Source organism: Streptomyces sp. NPDC028635, from assembly GCF_040637635.1.
Taxonomy (GTDB): domain Bacteria; phylum Actinomycetota; class Actinomycetes; order Streptomycetales; family Streptomycetaceae; genus Streptomyces.
In genome coordinates, this window is sequence record NZ_JBEZWX010000059.1 from 16837 (window position 1) to 32174 (window position 15338).

Below are 15338 nucleotides of genomic sequence, written 5' to 3' on the forward strand. Positions count from 1 at the left end.
GCGGGATTGACGGTGCGGTGTAACACGGCGGGGAATGCGGGGCGCAGAAGAAGGAGGAAAAGGGCTACGCCCGCCGCCGCATCAGATCGGATTCCGTGTGAACAGCACCGACCCGCTTTCCGGATACCCCGTCCACGACCAGCCGCCGCCCGACCGCACCGCCCGCGGTGAGGCCACCGCCCGGCGGACGGCCCTGGCCCTCTGCACGATCGCCGATGTCGCGGCCGGTGTGCTGGTCCTGTGGATCCTTCTTCACCTGCTCGACGCGAACGAGGGCAATGCCTTCGTCGATTTCGTGCACACGGCCGCCGACTGGCTGTCCGGATGGGCACAGGACATTTTCACGATGGACACAGAGAGCCTGCGCGTCGTCCTCAATTACGGTCTCCCCGCCATCATTTATTTGCTGATCGGCCACGGAATCGCCGCCCGGCTCAACCGGGCATGAGGAAATCTGGAACGCACGACAGCGGAAAACGCACCACAGCGGAAAGGTCCTGGCAATGATGTACAGCGTCAAAGAAAGCGAACATCCCCCGATCTACGAGGATCTGCTGCGCGAGCGCGGCGACGTCGTCGCGGAGGCGCAGAAGGCCGCCGAGCACACCCAGCACCGGGCGGCGGAGCTGCTGGGCGGACCGTACGCCGCCCAGCAGCACACCGGGCACCTGGCCTGAGGAGCCCGTGCCGGGCGGGCCGGCCCCGGACGCGGTCAGGCGCTCCGCGTGAAGACCATGACGAAGTCGGCCATCCGCCGCACGCGGGGCGTGTCCGGGTCCGGCAGCGCGAGCAGCTGCTCCCGGGCCTCGGCGACGGCGGCGAAGTCGGCCTCGCCCTCCAGCTGCCAGGCACCGGTGAAGAGGCCGCCGGCCAGCGACTTCGCCATCGCGCGGGGCGAGACCTCGAAGGTGGCGGGCCGCTCGGCGGCCGTGCCCGCGTACTGGAACCCCTGGGCCCGTGCCACCGGTACGAGGTGGTCCGGACCGTCCTGGCGCCGTCCCTCCGGGTCGAGCCGGTCCTCCAGCGCGCCCACGATCCGGCCGATGTCGTCGGCGGGGCGCATACCGCGGGCCGGGACGACCAGATAGCGGCCGCCGGGCCGCAGGACGCGCGCCACCTCACGGAAGACCGACGTCCGGTCGGGTCCGGTGTGCAGCAGCCAGGTGGACACGGCCTGTGCCACCGAGGCCGTCCGCACGGGGAGCCGGCAGGCGTCACCCACCGCGACCCGGTCACCGAGCCGCTGCCGGGCCAGCGCGAGCATGCCGGGGGAGAGGTCGACGCCGACCACGGTGTGGCCGCGGGCCGTCAGCTGCTCGGCCACGATGCCGGTGCCCACGCCCACGTCGAGCACCGGCTGTGCCGGATCGAGGAGCGGGGCCAGCTGGTCGGCGAAGCCGGCGGCCCGGTCGGTGCCGCCGCGTGAGGCGTCGTACACCGGGGCGATGTGGTCGAACTCCGCCGCGGGGGAGGCCGATGCCATGAGGAGTCCCTTCGTCGGGTGGCCCACGCGTGCTGCCGGGCCCGTCAGGTGCCTATGCGCGCTGCGGGGCGAACGTGACCGGCAGTGTCGCCATCCCGCGCAGGATGCCCTCGCGGCGCGACAGCGTCTCGTCCGGCGTGGCCAGCGTCAGGTCCGGGAAGCGGCGCAGCAGGGTGCCGATGGCGATCCTGGCCTCCATGCGGGCGAGCGGCGCCCCGAGGCAGAAGTGCGCGCCGTGCCCGAAGGCGAGCTGCTGCGGCACCTCGCGGCGGGCGACGTCGAGGATGTCCGGCCGGTCGAAGCGGGCCGGGTCCCGGTTGGCGGCGGCCAGCCCGACGATGATCATCTCGCCGGCCGGGATGGTCACCCCGGCGATCTCGAAGTCCTCGACGGTGAAGCGCGCGACACCACGGCTGACCGGGCCCTCGTACCGCAGGAGTTCCTCGATCGCGCCGGGGAGCAGCTCCGGGTCCGCGCGCAGGGCGGCGAGCTGCTCGGGGTGACGCAGCAGCGCGTGCACGCCGTTGGCGATCAGGCTCGCGACGGTCTCGTGTCCGGCGAGCGTCAACAGGATGGTCATCGCGGTCAGTTCGCGGTCACTGATCCGTTCTTCGGCCTGCGCCGCGCACAGCGCGCTGAGCAGGTCGTCGCGCGGCTCGGCCTTGCGCCGCTCGATCAGCGGCTGGAAGAACTCCACGAGCGCGGCGCGGGCCCGGGCGCCCTTCGCGAGCCGCTCAGGAGTGTTGGGCGGCATGATGAGACCCACGGCCAGTTTGGCGAAATCCGGCTGTCCCTCGGCCGGGATGCCGATCAGGTCGCTGAGCACGGCCATGGGCAGCGGCAGCGCGAACTCCTCGACCAGGTCCGCCGATCCACGCCCCGCGAACACGTCCAGGAAGGCGTCGGTGTGCTCCTGCACCCGTGGCGCGAGCGCCTCCACCCGGCGTGCGGTGAAGGCCCTGGAGACGAGGTTGCGCAGCCGCACATGCGTGTCACCGTCGGCGATCACCATGCTCGACATCAGGATGTTGGTGCGCTCCTGTTCGGCCATCTCGTCCTCGAGACCCCGCACGGCCACCGGGCTGCTGCTCAGCCGAGGGTCGGTGAGGGCGGAAACGGCCTCGTCGTACCCCGTGACCATCCAGACCTCAAGGGTCGGATTCAGCCGTACCCGCTGTACCGCCCCGTGCTCGCGGATCCGCTCGAACAGCGGGTAGGGATCGGGCTGTTGAGCGACGTTGACCGGCACGTCGTGGACGATCGTCGGGCTCTGCTCGGGCATCCGCTGCTCCCCGTGATGTTTGTGGAAGATCCGAGGCAGGTAGTCATACCAGCCGACCGGGTCGCGTGGTAGCGTCACCGGCGTTCGGATCGAAAGAAGTAGCCGTCAATCCCCGTCGCCCACCGGCGATTTGGGTGACGGAAGCGGTTTCGCCAGAAGCATTTGCGGCCCCACCAGGGCCTGTGTGCGGGGGGAGACGTTCGTGGAACAGGGCGCCGTACAGGCGATCGCCGGGGATCCGCTGCTGGATCTGGCCCGGCCCGAGGTGCTCCGCGATCCGTACCCCGCCTACGCCCGGCTGCGGGAGAGCGCGCCCGTCTTCTGGCACGAACTGCTCGGTTCCTGGGTGCTGACCCGGCACGCCGACTGCCTCGCCGTCCTCACCGACAGCGGCCGCTTCGCCTCCGACTGGCGCCGGGCCGGCGAGGAGATCCCCGCGCCGCTGCTCAGCGTGCAGACGCTCGACCCGCCGGAGCACACCGCCATCCGGCACCTGCTGCTCGACGGCTTCCGGGCCCAGGACCGCCAGGCTCTGCACGAGCGGCTGGACGCCGAGGTGCGCACACTGTTCGACGACCTCGCCACCCGGCCGTCCTTCGACTTCGTCGGGGACCTCGCCGAGCCGCTGGCGCTGCGCTTCATCACCGCCTTCCTCGGCGTCCCGGCCCCCGATCTCGACTGGTTCGTGCCGATGTCGCGCACCGTCGTCGACGGCATGGACGCCGGTCTGTGGCCCGAGAAGAACGAGCCGGCCGTGGCGGCCCGCGCCGAACTCGCCGCCTACGCCGGTGGCTGGCTCACCGATCCGCCCAAGGAGGGGCTGATCGCGTACGTCGCCGAGCACGCCGAGTCGTCCGGTGTCGAGGAAACGATCCTGCGCAACAGTCTGCGCGCCGTGCTGCACGCCGGTTACGAGTCCGCCTCGCGGCTCCTCGGCAACGCCGCCGCCGCGCTGCTCACCACGCCCGGCGCCCTGGACGCCTTCCGTGCGGCGCCGCTCGCCGCAGCGGTCGACGAACTCATCCGCTACGACGCGCCGGTCCAGGCGGACGCCCGCGTCTGTGTCGCGGACACCGACCTCGGCGGCGTCACCCTCCGGGCGGGCGACCCGGTCACGCTGCTGCTGGGAGCGGCCAACCACGATCCGCTCCGCTTCGCCCACCCCACAGAGCTGCGACTCGACCGCACCCCGAACCCGCACCTCGGGTTCGGGCGCGGGGCCCACGCCTGCCTGGGCGCGTCGATGGCCATCCGGCTCGCCGGGTCGGTCCTCGCCACCCTGGCCGGGCGGTACCCCGAGGCGCGGGCGGTCGCGGAACCGAGCCACCGGCGCAACCTGACCCTGCGCGGTCTCGACCGCTTCGAGGTCACGCTGCGCCCACGAGGAGCGGGGGAGGAGGTACGGACATGAAGTACTGGCACTGAAAGTGAAGCGGAGCGGTGCCCGTCGGCGTCACGGCGGGCACCCGGCTCCCGGCCGCCCGCCGCGCACACCCAGCGGCGGGCGGCCCCCTTTTCCGAGCCGGGTGCGCCGGACCCGCGCGGTGTCCGCTCCAGGAGGCCTCGCCTGCCGGACAGCGCCCCTTTCCGTCGCCCGCACATACCCCCTGCCGGTATCAGCCCATACTCGCCCCGATCGTTCCCGCCGGTGCGGCGCGCCGCGGCATGGGCGGGTCGGTCGCCACCTTTCACTCGTACGGGGACCAACCCTGGCGAAACGCGATCAAGCTCCTACGATCGGTCGCATGCCGCAGGAAAACGCCGGCCGCACGCCCGTGCGCGCGCCGGCGCTCGCCCTCCTCGTGGGTCTGGTGCTGACGCTCCTGACCCATGTGGTGCTGTGCGCCCTGCACTCCCACGGGGACGAGGAACACACGCGGGCCGCGGTGCCCATCGCGGCGACCGCCCCCGTGCAGGCGGCCGGAGCGTGGGTCCGGGAGGCCGTCGACTGCGGCGGCGGCCATGACGCGGGCGCTCCCGGGCATCCCGGGCACGGTGTGCTGTGCTGCGACCCGGCCGACCGGGCCGGCGACGTCCGCGTACCCGGCGCGGCCTCGCTGCTGATCCTGATGTTCACCGCGTTGACGGTCCGGGGCCCGAGCGCACCGCCGGCCCCTCCGTCACGCGCGAGGGCGACCGGCGTACCGGCCCGGCGCGGGCCCGACGTCCTGCGCCTGGTCTGCGTGAGCCGTACCTGACCGCGCCCGCCCGCCCGGCCCCGGAACCCGGAGGCCCGAGCGGGCCGGCGGCTCCTCCCTGTGTACGGCACATAACGCGCGGCCCGCTGCGAGCGAGGTCGCGGAAGGACCCCTTCATGAGCACTGCCCTGAGTGGTACCACTCCGCCCGCCACGGACCCTGCCGGCGAACGACTCGGTCACGTCCCGTCCGGTTTCGCCGGAGCGGCGCGCCGGACACCGGCCGGGCTGGTCGGCCACACTCCCGTGCTGTGGATCGGCGAGCCCTTCAACCCGCCGGGGCGCGGCTTCTGGGCGAAACTGGAGGGCGCCAACCCCGGCGGGATCAAGGACCGGGCGGCGCTGCACCTGGTTGCCGCGGCCCGCCGCCGCGGAGACCTCACCCCCGGCGCCCCGGTCGTCGAGTCGACCAGCGGCACTCTCGGCCTCGGCCTGGCACTCGCCGGGATCACCTACGGCCACCCGGTCACCCTGGTCACCGACCCCGGTCTGGAACCGCTGATGACGCATCAGTTGCGGGCACTCGGAGCCGAGGTGGACGTCGTCCGCGAGCCGCACCCGGTGGGCGGCTGGCAGGAGGCGCGCCGGCGACGGGTGCGCGCACTGCTCGACCGCACCCCCGGAGCCTGGTGCCCCGACCAGTACCACAACCCCGACACCGTCGCCGCCTACGCCCCGCTGGGCCTGGAACTCCTGGTCCAGCTGGGCCACATCGACACCCTGGTCGCCGCCGTCGGCACCGGCGGCCACTCGGCGGGTGTCGCCCGCGCCCTGCGCGCCTTCCTGCCGGGGCTGAGACTCGTGGGCGTCGACTCGGTGCGCTCGACGGTCTTCGGCCAGCCCGCCGGCCCCCGCCTCATGCGCGGCCTCGGCAGCAGCATCCACCCGGCCAACGTCGACCACGCCGCCTTCGACGAGGTGCACTGGGTGGCCCCGGGTGAGGCCGTGTGGGCGTGCCGCGCGCTCGCCCGCGGCCATTACGCCAGCGGCGGCTGGAGCGTGGGCGCGGTTGCCCTGGTGGCGAACTGGTTCGCCCGCACGGCATCCCCGGACACCCGCATCGCGGCGGTCTTCCCCGATGGTGTCCACCGGTACTGGAACACCGTCTACAGCGACGACTACTGCCGAGGGCAGGGCCTCCTCGACCGTCCCCCGGCACCGGATCCGGACGAGATCACCCACCCCGGTGAGCGCGTGGTCGACCGCTGGACACGCTGTACCCGCGTCGCCGCACCGGGAGGGGTCACCCGATGAGGACGCTGGTCGCGCAGCTGCGGTCGTTCACCCCCTGTGTACGACTGCTGATGGTGCAGCAGTTCACCATCAACACCGCCTTCTACATGCTGATGCCGTATCTCGCCGTCCATCTGGCGCGGGACCTGGGCCTGGCCGCCTGGGCGGTGGGCCTGGTGCTCGGCGTGCGCAACTTCGCCCAGCAGGGCATGTTCCTGCTCGGCGGCACCCTCGCCGACCGGCTCGGCCACAAGCCGGTGATCATGGCCGGGTGCGTGCTGCGCACCCTCGGTTTCGGCCTGCTCGGACTGGTCGGCTCCGTGCCGGCGCTCGTCGTGGCCTCGGCGGCGACCGGCTTCGCGGGTGCCCTGTTCAATCCGGCGGTACGCGCGTATCTCGCCCAGGAGGCCGGCGAGCGACGGGTGGAGGCCTTCGCGGCGTTCAACGTCTTCTACCAGGCCGGGATGTTCACCGGTCCGCTCGTCGGACTGGCCCTGCTCACCGCCGACTTCCGGCTGGTGTGCGCGGTCGCGGCCGTACTGTTCGCCGCTTTGACGGTCGTCCAGGCACGGATGCTGCCCGGCCGCCGGGGCGCGGCACCGGCCGTGTCCGCCGGGGTGCTCGCCGACTGGCGCACGGTGCTCGCCAACCGTGCCTTCCTGCTCTTCTCCGCGGCCATGATCGGCTCGTACGTCCTGACCTTCCAGGTGTATCTCGCCCTGCCGCTCGAGGCGCGCCGGGTCGCCGGGGACCGGGGCGACGCCGTGACGACCGCCCTGTTCGCGGTGTCGGCCGCGGTGGCGGTGGCCGGCCAGCTCAAGGTCACGGCGTGGGCCCGCGCGCGGTGGACGGCGCCGCGCGCCCTCGTGGCGGGGATCGCGCTGACGGGCGTGGCCTTCCTGCCGCTGCTGGCCCGGACGGACACGGTGACCGGGCAGGGCGATCCGTTCCGGTGGGCCGGTGCGTTGCTGCCGCTGGTCGTCTCGGTCGCGCTGCTCGGGCTGGGCACCGCCGTGGCGTACCCCTTCGAGATGGACACCGTCGTCTCCCTGGCCGGGGGCCGCCTGGTCGCCACCCACTACGGGCTCTACAACACGGTGTCGGGACTCGGCATCACGCTCGGCAACCTGGCCACGGGCGCCGTCTGGGACGCCGCCGCCCGCACCGGTCACCCGGAGCTGACCTGGTGGGCGCTCACGGCGACGGGCGCGCTGTGCGCCGGATGCGTCGCCCTGCTCGCCCGCTCGGGCCGGCTGACCTCCCCCGCGCCCGCACCGCAGCCGGCGACCGCCCCCTCCTGACCGCCGCTCCGACGGCATGCCCCGGGCCCGGACGGCACTGCTGTCCGGGCTCCTGGACGGGCAGGGTGACGCCGTCTCCTCAGCGGTCGGCGGGCCGGAAACCGCGCAGCCGCAGGCTGTTGCCGACCACGAAGACCGACGAGAAGGCCATGGCCGCACCCGCGATCATCGGGTTGAGCAGGCCCGCGGCGGCCAGCGGCAGCGCGGCCACGTTGTAGGCGAAGGCCCAGAACAGGTTGGAGCGGATGGTGCCGAGGGTCCGGCGGGACAGCCGGATGGCGTCCGCCGCCACCCTGAGGTCGCCGCGCACCAGCGTGAGGTCGCCCGCCTCGATCGCCGCGTCGGTACCGGTGCCCATGGCGAGCCCCAGGTCGGCTTGGGCGAGCGCCGCGGCGTCGTTGACCCCGTCGCCGACCATGGCCACCGAACGCCCCTCGCCCTGGAGCCGCTTGACGACGTCGACCTTGTCCTGCGGCAGGACCTCGGCGATCACGTGCCCGGGCGCGATGCCCACCTCGGCGGCGACGGCCTTCGCGACCGCCGCGTTGTCGCCGGTGAGCAGCATCGGGGTCAGTCCGAGGGAACGCAGCCGCCGGATCGCCTCCGGGCTGCTGTCCTTGACGGCGTCGGCGACCTCCAGGACCGCGCGGGCCTCGCCGTCCCAGGCCACCGCGACGACCGTGCGTCCCGCCGCCTCCGCCTCGGCCTTGGCGCGCCGCAGACCGTCCGGCAGGGAGATCTCCCACTCGGCGAGGAGCTGCTCGCGGCCGACGAGGACGGCGTGCCCGTCGACCACACCCTGCACGCCGAGTCCAGGGACATTGGCGAAGTCCTCCGGCGCGGGCAGGGTGCCGACGCGGGCGGCGGCACCGGCCGCCACGGCCTGGGCGACGGGGTGTTCGGAGGAGTGCTCGAGGGCGCCGGCCAGGCGCAGGACGTCCGGCTCGTCGGTGCCCTCGGCGGTGTGCACGGCGAGCAGGGTCATGCGCCCGGTCGTGACGGTGCCGGTCTTGTCCAGCACGACGGTGTCGACCTTGCGGGTGCTCTCCAGCACTTCGGGGCCCTTGATGAGGATGCCCAGCTGGGCGCCGCGCCCGGTGCCGACCATCAGCGCGGTCGGCGTGGCCAGGCCCAGGGCGCAGGGGCAGGCGATGATGAGGACGGCCACGGCGGCGGTGAAGGCGGCGCTCAGGTCCGCGCCGTTGCCGAGCCAGAAGCCGAGCGTGGCGAGCGCCAGGGCGATCACGACGGGCACGAAGACGGCGGAGATCCGGTCGGCGAGCCGCTGCGCGGCGGCCTTGCCGTTCTGCGCGTCCTCCACCAGCCTGGCCATACGGGCGAGTTGCGTGTCCGCGCCGACCCGGGTGGCCTCGACGACGAGCCGTCCGCCCGCGTTCAGCGTGCCCCCGGTGACCGCGTCCCCGGCGCCGACCTCCACGGGCACGGACTCGCCGGTGAGCAGGGAGGCGTCCACCGCCGACGACCCCTCGACGACGACTCCGTCGGTGGCGATCTTCTCGCCGGGCCGCACGAGGAAGCGGTCGCCGGACTGCAACTCGGTGACGGCGACACGCTCTTCGCGGCCCCCGCGCACCACGGTGACCTCCTTGGCGCCCAGCTCCAGCAGCGCCTTGAGCGCCGCGCCCGCCTTCCGCTTGGACCGGGCCTCGAAGTAGCGGCCCGCCAGGATGAAGGCGGTGACACCGGCCGCCGCCTCCAGATAGATGTTCCCGGTGCCGTCGCTGCGGGCGATGGTGAAGGCGAAGGGGTGCGTCATGCCGGGGGTGCCGGCGGTGCCGAGGAACAGCGCCCACAGCGACCAGAGGAACGCGGCCGCCGTACCGACCGAGATCAGCGTGTCCATGGTGGCCGCCCCGTGCCGGGCGTTGGTCCAGGCCGCCTTGTGGAAGGGCCAGGCGGCGTACGTCACCACGGGTACCGCCAGGGTCAGCGACAGCCACTGCCAATACGTGAACTGCAGGGCCGGCACCATGGCCATGGCGATCACGGGCCCGGCGAGGAGTACGGCGGTGACCAACCGCTGCCGCAGCGGCCGCAGTTCGTCGGGCGCGTCCCGGGCCGCGCCGCCCTCCGGCTCGGGACGCGCCGGCGCGGGCTCCCGGGCGGTGTAGCCGATGGCCTCCACCGTGGCGATCAGATCGGCGACGTCGATGTCCTCCCGGAAGGTGACCTTGGCCTTCTCGGTGGCGTAGTTGACGCCGGCCTGGACCCCGTCCATGCGGTTGAGCTTCTTCTCGATGCGAGCGGCACAGGAGGCGCAGGTCATCCCGCCGATGGCGAGCTCGACCTCGGCCGTGCCGGGCGCGGTGGTGGTCATGTCTGCTCCTCGCGGCCCGTGCGGCGGGCCCTGTTGCACGAAGATACCCCTGGGGGGTATCACGGACGTCTCAGGTATACCCCCCGCCAGTACCCCGTGGCAACCTTTCACTCGGCTTGACTGCATACCCCCCTGGGGTATCTTGAGAGGTGTCGGCAGCCGACCCGCGGCGGCCGGGGACAGGAGCTGGTCATGAACACCGGTGTGCGGATCACCGTCTTCGCCGCGGCGCTCGCCGCGACCTTCGGCACCGCCTACGGCGTGGGCACCGCCATCGATCCGGTGTCCCCGGCGGCGAAGACCGGCGCTCACGGCGAGGGTCACGGCGCCGGAGCGAAGAACACCGGCAGCGGGCAGGGGGCGATGGAGGCCGGGCACGGAGCGATGGAGGCCGGGCACGGGGACCCGCGGGCCGGGCACGGCGGCGGCCGCGCGGAGACACCGCCCGGCGGCCTGGAGATCTCCCGCGACGGCTACACCCTCGACCTGAAGACCCCGAGGGTGGCGGCCGGCCGCACCACAGACCTGCGGTTCGCCGTCGTCCAGGACGGCACCGGCCGCAAGGTCACCGCCTACCGGACACAGCACGACAAGGAGCTCCACCTGATCGTCGCCTCACGCGACCTCACGGTCTTCCGCCATCTGCACCCCGTGCGCGCCGCCGACGGCACCTGGTCCACGCCGGTCGACCTGCCACGGGCCGGCGGCTACCGGGTCTTCGCCGACTTCAGGCCGGCGGGCGGCGACGCCCTCACCCTCGGCGCCGACCTCGCCGTCTCCGGTCCCTACCGGCCGGCCGCACTGCCCGAGACCGGTACCACCGCCCGGGTCGACGGCTACGAGGTGCGCCTCGCCGGCACGCTCACCCCCGGCCGGGACAGCGACCTCACGCTCACGGTCACCCGCGGCGGCAAACCGGTGCGCGACCTCCAGCCCTATCTCGGCGCCTACGGCCACCTGGTCGCCCTGCGCTCCGGGGACCTCGCCTACCTCCACGTCCACCCCGACGGCGAGCCCGGCGACGGCACGACACGGCCCGGCCCCCGGATCTCCTTCACGGCCATGGCGCCGAGCGCCGGCGCCTACCGCCTCTTCCTCGACTTCCGGCACGAGGGCAAGGTCCGCACGGCGGCCTTCACGGTCCACGCGGGCGGCCCCGCTCCCTCCGCTGCCGCGCCCGTGGCGCCCGGGGAAGCGCCCGGCCACGCCCACTGAGCCGCCGGACCGGCGGCCGGCCGCGACGCCGTTGTCAGTGGGGTGCTGCATGATGCGGCATAACTGATCAACGACGTGGAAAGGGCAGGGGATGATCCTGTCGCACCGCAGCCGGTTCCTCGCCCCCGTCGGCCCCGCCGTCGCCGACCTCCTGCGCATCATCTCCGACCCGGCGACGGCCGTCTTTCTCACCGTGCACACGGGCGGCCGCCGCCGGTACGGCTACTGGCGCCCGCTGAACGGGCGCGGCGGCACCGGCGGCGGATACGTGGCCCTGCCCACCGACGCCTGCGACACCCTGCACCGCGCCGGGCGGATCACCCTCGGCGAACCCCTCGTCGACCCGGCCAAGACGACGTACCGCGTCCGCCCGGCAGCCGCGCGAGCACGAGCGCGCGCGGCCTGACACCCGGCACGAGCCCTCCGGCGGCGCGCCCCCTCCGCGGCGCACCCCGTTCGAGCGCACCCCGTTCGAGCGCACGCCGTCCGGCCCGGGACTGGACCCGCCCGCGGGGCATGCCGGAGACTGAACGCACCGCGGGAGGTGACCGTGCTGACGCAGATGCGTACTCAGCTGGGGCAGGCCCTGTTCCGCAGGGTGGCAGGGCCGGACGGGCCGAGCAACCGCGCCCGCATCCACCACACCCCCGGCCCGCGCTGGTTCGCCCCCGACCGGCCCATCCGCACCGTGCACGGCGACGCGTCCATGTTCATCGGCGGGCTCGGCGCCCTGCTGCTGCAGTCCCTGCACCCGCTCGCCATGGCCGCCGTGGCCGCGCACTCCGGCTTCCGCGGCGACCCCTGGGGCCGCCTCCAGCGCACCAGCACCTTCCTGGCCGTCACCACCTACGGCACCGCCGCCGACGCCCAGCAGGCCGTCGACCAGGTCCGCGCCATCCACGACAGGATCCGCGGCACCACACCCGACGGGACGCCGTACCACGCCGCCGATCCGCACCTGCTCGGCTGGGTGCACGCCGCCGAGACCGACAGCTTCCTCCGCGCCCACCAGCGCTTCGGCGCGAACCCGCTGGACGCCGCCGGGTACGACGCGTACGTGGCCGACACCGCACGCGTCGCCGAGGCGCTCGGCGTGCCCCGCCCGCCCCGCGACCGGGCCGAGCTGACCGCCGTACTCGAGGCCTACCGGCCGGAACTGCGGGCCACCGCCGAAGCGCGGGCCGCGGCACGCTTCCTGCTCCTGCAACCGCCCCTGCCGCTCGCCGTCCGGCCGCTGTACGCCCCGCTCGCCGCCAACGCCGTGGCCCTGCTGCCGCCTTGGGCGCGCGGCCTGCTGTGGCTGCCCCGGCTGCCCCTCGTCGAGGAGATCACGGTACGCCCGGCCGGCGAGGCCGTGACCCGCACCATCCGCTGGGCCATGCACCCCGTCCGCTCGCAGGGCTGACCGGCGCAGCCGTCCCCTGTACCCGGCATGGGCGATTCGCCCGCGGCTCCCGCACCGCGGGCCGGGTGAGGGTGGCGGGGAGGCGTCCACCTGCTGCGGTCCCTCGACGGCAGCCGGCCGCGCGAACCGGCCTCCGAGGGACGGGCAGCAGCGGCCGGCGACGGCCGTGAGCGGGAGCCGGGGTGAGGGCGGACCGCCCGGCGGGTCGACGGCACCGTGGTGGCGCGCGACGCTCACGCCGCGGGCACCGGGCCGCCGTCGACGGCCGGGGCGCGTGCCCGTCAGGGCCCGGCCGCGTCGAGTACGGCGGCGTGGACGGCGCGGGCCAGGCGGGCGCCCCAGAGGGAGCGCGGGCCGGCGAAGGGGTGGGCCTCCTCACCGGCCCGTGGTGTCCGCGCGGCGACACACACCGCGTCGGTGGGCGTGCCCGAGCAGTCGTACCCGGCGTCCAGCAGTGCCTGCACCTTCGCCTCGGTCGCCGTGGCCACCGCGTTGACCAGCGCGGCGTCGGTCAGCGCGACGGGCAGCGCGACGACGATGTTGACCGTGCCCGCGGGCTGCGGCCCGGTCGCGCCCTCGGCGGGCGAGGCCGCCCAGCCCCGCACCCCGAGCCCGGCGGTGACCACCGCCTCCACACCGCCGTCGCACGCCTGCCCGGGACGCGAGACGTCGGCGGCCGTCAGCAGTCCCACACCCGGCCCCCGCACCCCGGCGTCCGCGGCCAGTTCGGCGAGGTGGCGGTCCGGATCCGTGCGGCGGTAACCGTGCGACACCTGCGCGTTGAGCACCCAGCGCCGCTCTCCGAGACCACCACCGAGGACGGCGCTGCTCACCATCCGCCAGCCCGGCCCGGCTCGCCACACCAGCGCGTGCAGCCGCTCGCCGTCCTCCCGGCGGGCCCACGGCCGCACGGGCAGCAGTGCGGAAGCGGAGCGGGATGGGGGGACGACGACACTCACCGGACGGGACTCCTCGCGGGACGGGGGACCAGGTGATCGTACGGGGGAGCGCGAGCCGGGTCCCGATCGGCATCGACGCCGGCATCCGTGCCCTGCTCGCGCACGGCGAGCGGAGGCCGGATGAGGAGAACCATGCGGGGCCGGACGAGGCAAGACCGTGCGGGGCCGGACGAGGCAAGACCGTGCGGGGCCGGATGAGGCAAGACCGTGCGGGGCCGGATGAGGGAAAACCGTGTGCGTGCGGTCGACCGGCCGTGGCACGCTCCGTCGGTGAATCGCGAACTGATCTCCCGACTCGCCCACGCGGACCACCCCATCGCGGCCCCGCTCGACGACGAAGCGGTACGGCGGCTGCTGGACCGTGCCGTCCCGCGCGCCGACGCCCGCGTCCTCGACCTCGGCTGCGGCGGCGCGGAGTGGCTGCTGCGCGCCCTCACCGCGCATCCCCGGCTGCGCGCCGAGGGCGTCGACATATCCGAACGCGGGCTGGCACACGCCCGTGAACGAGCGAGCGACCTCGGCGTGGACGACCGTCTCGTGCTCCACCGCCAGGACGCCGCGGACTTCACCGCGTCCGACCCTTTCGACCTGGTGATCAGCGTCGGAGCGACCCATGCCTTCGGCGGCCTGCGCGCCACCCTGGACGCCGCCCGCAAGCACCTGGCCCCCGGCGGACGCGTCCTGGTCGGCGACGGCTATTGGGAGCGTGAGCCCGGCCCCGACGCGGTCGAGATGCTCGGCGACATGGACGACCTGCCGACCACCGTCGACCGGATCGTCGCCGACGGATGGACCCCGGTCCACGCCCACATCAGCACGCGGCACGAACTCGACGCCTACGAATGGTCCTGGACCGGCTCACTGGCCGCGTGGGCCCTGGACCACGCCGGCGATCCGGGCAGCGCCCAGGCCCTGGAGGCGGCCACCACCCACCGGAGCGAGTGGCTGCACGGCTACCGCGACGCGTTCGGCTTCGTCACGCTGGTCCTGCGGCCGACACCCGAGTCGCTGACACCGAGTCGCTGACATCGACTCGCTGACGCCGGGTCCCTGACGCCGGGTCCCAGACACCGCGTCCCTGACAGGGGGCGGGCCCTGAGCTGACGAGTCATCAGGCGGCGTTCACGGTGCGGAGGGCCCGCGCCGTCCGATCCGCAGCCCCGGCCGTCGCTGATGCACCGTCAGATAGTGCAGCCCGCTGCCGCCCGCCGCCAGGCTGCGGCTGCTGCCCCGCGGCAGCCACACCAGGGCCCCCTCCCCGACCCGCTCGTCCGTACCGCCGCCGCTGACGGTGCCCTCGCCCGCGACCACCAGGAGCAGCACGTCGAGGTCGGGTTCGACATGGGTGTCCACGCTCCGGCCCGGCGGCAGATGGACCACGTTGGCGTCCAGCTGCCGCCCGGCCTCCGCGAGTTTCCACGACACGCCGCGCGCGGCGCCGGGCACGGCGAGAGCCCGTACGTCGCACAGCGTGCGCGGCACGGGCGGCTCACCTCGCCGCTCCGCGGCCCCCTCCGTCTCACCCATCGCGGTGCTCCTTCCCCGGACTCCCCGGACTCCCCGGACTCCCCGGCCTTGATCCTCGGCCTGTCACACAGGTGCTGTCCGCCCCATCTTCCGCCACGCCACCCTGCTGCACGTGCCGGGGGCGGGCGCCCGGCTTCGCGCCGCTCGATCATGAGAGTGTGAGAACCGATCACGTCCGAGGTTCGAACGGGGGAATGCCACGTGCCGGCGGGGGAGCGACACGCCACGGGTGAGCGCCATGAGTCTGTGGCGAGCAGCGGGACATCAGGGCCCCCCGGCGGGCCGCCGCGGGTGGTGCTCACCCGGATGCACCGGATTCTGATCGGTGTGGTCGTGTCCGGCGCCCTGATCATCGCGGGGATCGGCTTCGCCGGTTCCTACGCCGCCGTGCGGGAACT

The 15338-nt window shown here is 74.1% G+C and carries 15 protein-coding genes; 10 read left to right on the forward strand and 5 right to left on the reverse strand.

Going from position 1 to position 15338, the window contains the following annotated elements; translation table 11 throughout:
- The first annotated feature begins 97 nt into the window (after positions 1-97).
- Positions 98-448 carry a hypothetical protein gene (locus AB0E88_RS33850; protein WP_361638579.1) on the forward strand — a complete coding sequence of 117 codons (351 nt, stop codon included), beginning with the start codon at positions 98-100 and terminating at the stop codon, positions 446-448.
- A gap of 55 nt (positions 449-503) precedes the next feature.
- Complete coding sequence (locus AB0E88_RS33855) at positions 504-677, forward strand: hypothetical protein (RefSeq protein ID WP_361638581.1); 174 nt, start codon at positions 504-506, stop codon at positions 675-677.
- 35 nt (positions 678-712) lie between these two features.
- Here AB0E88_RS33855 and AB0E88_RS33860 read toward each other — a convergent pair whose 3' ends face one another.
- The gene (locus tag AB0E88_RS33860) at positions 713-1483 is read right to left on the reverse strand and encodes a class I SAM-dependent methyltransferase (RefSeq protein ID WP_361638583.1); all 771 of its coding nucleotides are present in this window, start codon (positions 1481-1483) and stop codon (positions 713-715) included.
- Between the two features lie 52 nt (positions 1484-1535).
- Positions 1536-2765 (reverse strand): cytochrome P450, encoded by a 1230-nt coding sequence (locus AB0E88_RS33865; RefSeq protein WP_361638585.1) that lies wholly within the window; start codon positions 2763-2765, stop codon positions 1536-1538.
- Positions 2766-2967: 202 nt separating this feature from the next.
- On the opposite strand from AB0E88_RS33865, the gene AB0E88_RS33870 reads away from it, so the two are divergent.
- The 4 genes from AB0E88_RS33870 (at position 2968) to AB0E88_RS33885 (ending at position 7496) form a co-directional block, all read left to right on the forward strand.
- The gene (locus tag AB0E88_RS33870) at positions 2968-4176 is read left to right on the forward strand and encodes a cytochrome P450 (protein WP_361638587.1); all 1209 of its coding nucleotides are present in this window, start codon (positions 2968-2970) and stop codon (positions 4174-4176) included.
- A 334-nt stretch (positions 4177-4510) separates the two neighbouring features.
- Positions 4511-4963, forward strand: a complete 453-nt coding sequence (locus AB0E88_RS33875; protein WP_361638589.1) for a hypothetical protein — start codon at positions 4511-4513, stop codon at positions 4961-4963.
- Positions 4964-5079: 116 nt separating this feature from the next.
- Complete coding sequence (locus AB0E88_RS33880) at positions 5080-6216, forward strand: PLP-dependent cysteine synthase family protein (RefSeq protein ID WP_361638591.1); 1137 nt, start codon at positions 5080-5082, stop codon at positions 6214-6216.
- Positions 6213-7496 carry an MFS transporter gene (locus AB0E88_RS33885; protein ID WP_361638593.1) on the forward strand — a complete coding sequence of 428 codons (1284 nt, stop codon included), beginning with the start codon at positions 6213-6215 and terminating at the stop codon, positions 7494-7496. Before AB0E88_RS33880 ends, AB0E88_RS33885 begins: the two co-directional genes overlap by 4 nt.
- Before the next feature lie 79 nt (positions 7497-7575).
- Here AB0E88_RS33885 and AB0E88_RS33890 read toward each other — a convergent pair whose 3' ends face one another.
- Entirely contained in the window at positions 7576-9834 is a 2259-nt protein-coding gene (locus AB0E88_RS33890; protein WP_361638595.1) for a heavy metal translocating P-type ATPase, read from the reverse strand.
- Between the two features lie 192 nt (positions 9835-10026).
- Here AB0E88_RS33890 and AB0E88_RS33895 point away from each other — a divergent pair, with 192 nt between their 5' ends.
- The 3 genes from AB0E88_RS33895 to AB0E88_RS33905 all read left to right on the forward strand — a co-directional run bounded on the left by AB0E88_RS33895 (position 10027) and on the right by AB0E88_RS33905 (position 12454).
- On the forward strand, positions 10027-11049 hold the full coding sequence (locus tag AB0E88_RS33895) for a hypothetical protein (protein WP_361638597.1): 1023 nt from the start codon (positions 10027-10029) through the stop codon (positions 11047-11049).
- 91 nt (positions 11050-11140) lie between these two features.
- On the forward strand, positions 11141-11455 hold the full coding sequence (locus AB0E88_RS33900) for a hypothetical protein (RefSeq protein WP_361638599.1): 315 nt from the start codon (positions 11141-11143) through the stop codon (positions 11453-11455).
- A 144-nt stretch (positions 11456-11599) separates the two neighbouring features.
- The gene (locus AB0E88_RS33905) at positions 11600-12454 is read left to right on the forward strand and encodes an oxygenase MpaB family protein (RefSeq protein ID WP_361638600.1); all 855 of its coding nucleotides are present in this window, start codon (positions 11600-11602) and stop codon (positions 12452-12454) included.
- Between the two features lie 281 nt (positions 12455-12735).
- Here the strand turns inward: AB0E88_RS33905 and AB0E88_RS33910 are convergent, their stop codons facing one another.
- On the reverse strand, positions 12736-13413 hold the full coding sequence (locus AB0E88_RS33910) for an adenosylcobinamide amidohydrolase (RefSeq protein ID WP_361638602.1): 678 nt from the start codon (positions 13411-13413) through the stop codon (positions 12736-12738).
- 270 nt (positions 13414-13683) lie between these two features.
- Between AB0E88_RS33910 and AB0E88_RS33915 the strand changes: the two genes are divergently transcribed.
- Complete coding sequence (locus AB0E88_RS33915; RefSeq protein ID WP_361638603.1) at positions 13684-14439, forward strand: class I SAM-dependent methyltransferase; 756 nt, start codon at positions 13684-13686, stop codon at positions 14437-14439.
- 96 nt (positions 14440-14535) lie between these two features.
- On the opposite strand, the gene AB0E88_RS33920 is transcribed toward AB0E88_RS33915, so the two are convergent.
- Complete coding sequence (locus AB0E88_RS33920) at positions 14536-14940, reverse strand: cupin domain-containing protein (RefSeq protein WP_361638605.1); 405 nt, start codon at positions 14938-14940, stop codon at positions 14536-14538.
- Between the last annotated feature and the right edge of the window lie 398 nt (positions 14941-15338).